This is a genomic window from Haloferula sp. BvORR071, from assembly GCF_000739615.1.
GTDB lineage: Bacteria > Verrucomicrobiota > Verrucomicrobiia > Verrucomicrobiales > Akkermansiaceae > Haloferula.
Genome location: NZ_BATP01000063.1, coordinates 1 through 6,268, shown reverse-complemented (window position 1 = coordinate 6,268; position 6,268 = coordinate 1). Strand labels below are relative to the sequence as shown.

General features: G+C 54.6%; 2 tRNA genes and 3 rRNA genes. All 5 read left to right on the top strand.

Annotation, left to right across the window (positions count from 1 at the left end):
* Positions 1 to 849: 849 nt before the first annotated feature.
* The 5 genes from BV071_RS32150 to rrf all read left to right on the top strand — a co-directional run bounded on the left by BV071_RS32150 (position 850) and on the right by rrf (position 6,219).
* A 16S ribosomal RNA gene (locus BV071_RS32150) occupies positions 850 to 2,367 on the top strand.
* 193 nt (positions 2,368 to 2,560) lie between these two features.
* A tRNA-Ala gene (locus BV071_RS32145) sits at positions 2,561 to 2,636 on the top strand.
* 68 nt (positions 2,637 to 2,704) lie between these two features.
* Positions 2,705 to 2,781, top strand: a tRNA-Ile gene (locus BV071_RS32140).
* A gap of 257 nt (positions 2,782 to 3,038) precedes the next feature.
* Positions 3,039 to 5,873: ribosomal RNA gene (locus BV071_RS32135) — 23S ribosomal RNA — on the top strand.
* Positions 5,874 to 6,103: 230 nt separating this feature from the next.
* Positions 6,104 to 6,219: ribosomal RNA gene (gene rrf, locus BV071_RS32130) — 5S ribosomal RNA — on the top strand.
* The 16S, 23S and 5S rRNA genes sit together here with 2 tRNA genes alongside, the layout of an rRNA operon.
* Positions 6,220 to 6,268: the final 49 nt, after the last annotated feature.

Genomic DNA, 6,268 nt, shown 5'->3' with positions numbered 1-6,268 from the left:
CCGCCCGGTGCTTCACGGCAGCAGGCTGCCAGCGTGAAAGCGGTAGCGGGCTACACGCAGTCCAAGGCGGCTGCGCCGCGGAATATTTACTATAGTTATAGTAGATAGTGCGCGGTGCCTGGTTTGCTGCGGGCTTTGGCGGAGCCCCGTGCCAGCCGCGGAGCGGCCCAAAAGACCCCGATCCGGTGCCCGGCTGGCCGCCGGGAGGGTTCGAAGGGCCGATTCGGCCGTTTTGGAGGCCGCTGGCCCCGTTTCGGGGTGATTTGGACCCGATTGCGGGGTTTTCGGGGGCGATCCGGGCGGTTTCGGGGTCGTTTTGGGTCCCGGAATTGCATTTTGGGGGTGCTCCGGAGGGCCGATCCGGGTGCGATCGGGATGTTCCATGAAGAAATTGTCACCGTGGAACCCCTATACTTCCGTGATCGCGTGAAAAAACTGAAGAAACCTTCTCAAAAGAGATTGACCCAAGCGGGTCGTTCCGACTAGGGTCTCCCCGTCGCCGCGAAGCAAGCGACGCGAGAGACGAAAGTCGATCGCGACTCCAAGAGAGTCCGATCGGCTTTTTAGTCCCCTCGAAAGGAGATCTTTCACAAGCATGGCCCGGTTAGCCGGGTGCGGGATTCGGAGGGTGAAGTTGGTCTTAGGGCTGCTGAACTCAACTGGTTCGGATGTGTTGAACATCCACTAGCAAATCTCGTGCCTGAATGCAAGCCGGGTGAAGAGGAAAAGGCCAAATTGTGCGCTGCGTGCTTATTAGGAGCACGTGGTGTCCGGAAGAAGCTCCTGTGGAGTGGGCAACCGGACGGTTCAATTTGATGATCATCCAGCAATGGATGGTCACATACGTTTTTTACGGAGAGTTTGATTCTGGCTCAGAACGAACGCTGGCGGCGTGTTTAAGACATGCAAGTCGAACGGAGTGAAGTTGTAGTAATACCGCTTCATTCAGTGGCGCACGGGTGCGTAACACGTGAGTTACATGCCCTGCAGTGGGGAATAGCCCGCCGAAAGGCGGATTAATACCCCATGGTCCCGCAAGGGTAAAGGTGGCGAAAGCTGCCGCTGCAGGATTGGCTCGCGGCCTATCAGCTAGTTGGCGGGGTAACGGCCCACCAAGGCAACGACGGGTACCTGGTCTGAGAGGATGATCAGGCACACTGGAACTGAGACACGGTCCAGACACCTACGGGTGGCAGCAGTCGAGAATAATTCACAATGGACGAAAGTCTGATGGTGCAACGCCGCGTGGAGGATGAAGGTCTTCGGATTGTAAACTCCTGTCATTGGGGAGTAAGACCTGGCGGTGAATAGCCGACAGGGTTGATAGTACCCAAAGAGGAAGGGACGGCTAACTTCGTGCCAGCAGCCGCGGTAATACGAAGGTCCCGAGCGTTGTTCGGAATCACTGGGCGTAAAGGGAGCGTAGGCGGCATGGTAAGTCAGATGTGAAATCCCGGGGCTCAACCCCGGAACTGCATCCGATACTGCCTTGCTTGAGGGTTGGAGAGGTGACTGGAATTCTCGGTGTAGCAGTGAAATGCGTGGATATCGAGAGGAACACTCGTGGCGAAGGCGAGTCACTGGACAACATCTGACGCTGAGGCTCGAAGGCTAGGGGAGCAAAAGGGATTAGATACCCCTGTAGTCCTAGCAGTAAACGGTGTGCGCTTGGTGTGAGGGGATTCGACCCCCCTTGTGCCGGAGCTAACGCGTTAAGCGCACCGCCTGGGAAGTACGGCCGCAAGGCTAAAACTCAAAGAAATTGACGGGGACCCGCACAAGCGGTGGAGTATGTGGCTTAATTCGATGCAACGCGAAGAACCTTACCAAGGCTTGACATGCATCTCTAAGCGCGTGAAAGCGCGTGACTCTTCGGAGGATTTGCACAGGTGCTGCATGGCCGTCGTCAGCTCGTGTCGTGAGATGTTGGGTTAAGTCCCGCAACGAGCGCAACCCCTGTGGACAGTTGCCAGCACGTTATGGTGGGGACTCTGTTCAGACTGCCCAGATCAACTGGGAGGAAGGTGGGGACGACGTCAGGTCAGTATGGCCCTTACGCCTTGGGCTGCACACGTACTACAATGCCCAGCACAATGAGAACCGAGACCGCGAGGTGGAGGAAATCTATAAAACTGGGCCCAGTTCGGATTGGAGGCTGCAACTCGCCTCCATGAAGCCGGAATCGCTAGTAATGCTGCATCAGCTACGGCAGCGTGAATACGTTCCCGGGTCTTGTACACACCGCCCGTCACATCATGGAAGCCGGTAGCACCCGAAGTATCGCACGATCCTAAGGTGAAGCTGGTAACTGGGATGAAGTCGTAACAAGGTAGCCGTAGGGGAACCTGCGGCTGGATCACCTCCTTTCTATGGAGTAGCTTCAAACCCTCTCAGGGTCACTGAAGCAGGTCGATGCCCGCCATCACGCAAGTGAAAGGGCATCGCGGCGAGCGAAAGCGAACCGCAACAAAAGTTAATATATATTGATCCAGGTGTTTTCGAACGGTCCGCAGTGCACAATTTGGCTTTCGTCCTCTTCTTCTTCAATCCTCCTACGAGAGGGGGTTTAGCTCAGTTGGTAGAGCGTCTGCTTTGCAAGCAGAATGTCAACGGTTCGAATCCGTTAACCTCCACCATCTTTCACGATCCGTCTCGAGGTTTGCGGGTAACACCGCAGACGCAAACGGGTCATGGAAAATTAATTGGGCCTGTAGCTCAGTTGGTTAGAGCACCGCCTTGATAAGGCGGGGGTCATAGGTTCGAGTCCTATCAGGCCCACCACTTTTCGGAACGGATTGAAGAACGTGATAACAGACTTGTGAGGGCTTTGCCGCTCTTTGACATCCACATGGAGATTACAGTTTTTAACAACGACTGCAAAAAATCAATTGTTCACATGAGCCATTATTTGCGCGGTCCTTGGTATACAAAAACAAAGTAGATTTGCCGGGAGTTGACTCACCCGGCGCGGATCAAACCACCGTTGCTTTACGGCATAACGGCAGGTGGTCCGCATGAACGAGCTGATTTCGATATGGAATCAAGCTTTAAAGGGCACAGAGTGGATGCCTTGGTGCTAACAGGCGATGAAGGACGTGATAAGCTGCGATAAGCTTCGGGGAGCGGCACAAACGCTTTGATCCGGAGATTTCCGAATGGGGTAACCTGGTGGTGTTAATACGCCATCGTTCTTTCCTGAATCAAATAGGGAAAGACACGCGATACCTGGTGAAGTGAAACATCTCAGTAACCAGAGGAAAAGAAAGAGAATCGATTCCGTAAGTAGTGGCGAGCGAAAGCGGAACAGCCCAAACCGGGAGCTTGCTCCCGGGGTTGTAGGACCCCGATGTGGGACCGTAGACGATAGGTGAAGGACCTGGAAAGTTCCGACAGAGAGGGTGATATCCCCGTAACCGAAATCCGACGCGGCCCTAGGGTGTTCCTGAGTAACACAGCACACGTGGAACGTTGTGTGAATCTGCGCCGACCACGGCGTAAGGCTAAATACTAGTTAGCGACCGATAGTGAACCAGTACCGTGAGGGAAAGGTGAAAAGAACCGCTGCGAGCGGAGTGAAATAGAACCTGAAACCCTGTGCCTACAAGGTGTAAGAGCAGCTTCGGCTGTGATTGCGTGCCTTTTGCTTAATGAGTCTGCGAGTCAGTATGTGTGGCAAGCCTAAGATCTTCCGGATCGGAGGCGCAGCGAAAGCGAGTCCGAATAGGGCGACCATAGTTGCACGTGCTGGACCCGAAGCGGAGGTGATCTACCCTTGAGCAGGTTGAAGCGTCGGTAATACGACGTGAAGGACCGAACCGGTGAATGTTGAAAAATTCTCGGATGACTTGAGGGTAGGAGTGAAAGGCTATTCAAACCCCGTGATAGCTGGTTCTCCTCGAAATGCATTGAGGTGCAGCGTCGCGTGCTGATTACCGGGGGTAGAGCACTGAAAGGGCTAGGGGGCATACCCGTCTACCAAACCCTATCAAACTCCGAATACCGGTGAGTGGAGCGCGGCAGTGAGACGGTGGGGGATAAGCTTCATCGTCAAAAGGGAAACAACCCTGATCAGCAGCTAAGGTGCCTAAACCATGCTAAGTGGAAAGGATGTGGGATTTCACAGACAGTGAGGATGTTGGCTTAGAAGCAGCCACCATTTAAAAAGTGCGTAATAGCTTACTCATCGAGAGATCCTGCGCCGAAAATGATCGGCGATAAGCATGGTACCGAAGCTCTGGGTGTTCATCCATTGGATGGGCGCGGTAGAGGAGCATTCTCAACACGTTGAAGGGTGATGGCGACTGACCCTGGAGAGTTGAGAAGAGAGGATGCAGACATGAGTAACGATAAGACCGGTGAAATCCCGGTCCGCCGTAAACCCCAGGTTTCCCGGGCTACGTTTTTCGTCCCGGGGTTAGTCGGGACCTAAGCCGAGGCGGATACGCGTAGGCGATGGACAGCAGTTTAATATTACTGCACTTGCGAAACTTAAGTAGGGAGGACGCATGATGGAAAGCCACTAGGTGATTGAATTCCGAGGTGAGGCTACGGCCGATCCGCATGGCTGGAAGTTGTGCCGAGAAAAGCCCCTATGCATGCTAAGCAACCCGTACCGTAAACCGACACAGGTGGGTGGGTAGAGTATACCAAGGCGCAAGAGTGAACCCTGGTTAAGGAACTCGGCAAATTAGCCCCGTAACTTCGGAAGAAGGGGTGCCCGCAGCAATGCGGGCCGCAGTGAAATGGCCCAACCGACTGTTTAGCAAAAACACAGCACTCTGCCAAGACGCAAGTCCAAGTATAGGGTGTGACACGTGACCAATGCGGAAAGATTAAGGTAAGAGGTTAGTCGCAAGGCGAAGCTTTGAGCCCAAGTCCCCGTGAATGTCGGCCGTAACTATAACGGTCCTAAGGTAGCGAAATTCCTTGTCGGGTAAGTTCCGACCTGCACGAATCGTGTAACGAGTTGGGCACTGTCTCAACCAGGTGCTCAGTGAAATTGTAATGGCGGTGAAGATGCCGCCTACCCGCAGAAGGACGGAAAGACCCTATAGACCTTAACTGTAAGCTGTCATTGGTTTTTCGATTCTCATGCTCAGCATAAGTGGGAGACGTTGATCTGGCCCTTTAGGGGGTCGGGGAGTCATCAGTGAGATACCACCCTTGGGTGTTGGAAGATCTAACCCCGATCCGTGAAACCGGACGGGAAACAGTGTCAGCCGGTCAGTTTTACTGGGGCGGTATCCTCCCAAAGAGTAACGGAGGAGCGCGAAGGTGGGCTCAGCATGGTCTGCAACCATGTGTCGAGTGCATAGGCATAAGCCCGCCTAACTGTGAGGCCTACAAGCCGAGCAGAGACGAAAGTCGGCCTAAGTGATCCGGCGGTAGAATGTGGAATTGCCGTCGCTCAACGGATAAAAGGTACCTTAGGGATAACAGGCTGATTTCGCCCAAGAGTTCATATCGACGGCGAAGTTTGGCACCTCGATGTCGGCTCGTCGCATCCTGGGGCTGGAGAAGGTCCCAAGGGTCCGGCTGTTCGCCGGTTAAAGCGGCACGCGAGCTGGGTTCAGAACGTCGCGAGACAGTTCGGTCCTCTATCCTCTGTGGGCGCAGGAAAACTGAGGGGTTCAATTCCTAGTACGAGAGGACCGGAATTGACGAACCTCTGGTGCACCGGTTGTCGTGTCAACGGCATGGCCGGGTAGCTAAGTTCGGAAGAGATAAGCGCTGAAAGCATCTAAGCGCCAAGCTCCTCCCAAGATGAGTTTTCCCTGAAGGATCGTGGAAGACTACCACGTTGATAGGCCGGAAGTGGAAGTGTAGCAATATATGCAGCTTACCGGTACTAATCATCCGTCTGGCTTGATTCCGTTCGGAATCGCTTTGTTCAACCAAGCGACCGCGACGGCTCAGTGGACGAATTGAGGTTGTTGATTAAGAAGGAAGGATCTCCGTGTGGATGTCAGGGAGCGGCAAGCGGTCGAGAGGCCGCTGCCCCTGACAGCAACTGACAAGACGACAAGCAACCAAGGCAACTCGCCGACCGCCAGAGTCCCGGCCCTGACCCGATCGAATGATCGGCAATCAAACAGGGTCGCCCTCTGGTGGCCAGAGCGCGGTGGAACCACCCGGTCCCATTCCGAACCCGGAAGTGAAACGCTGCAGCGCCGATGGTATTGGGACGACAGGTCCTGTGAGAGTAGGTCGTCGCCAGGTATACGCCCGGCCCCGAGTAACATCGGGGTCGGGCGCTTTTTTTGTGCCC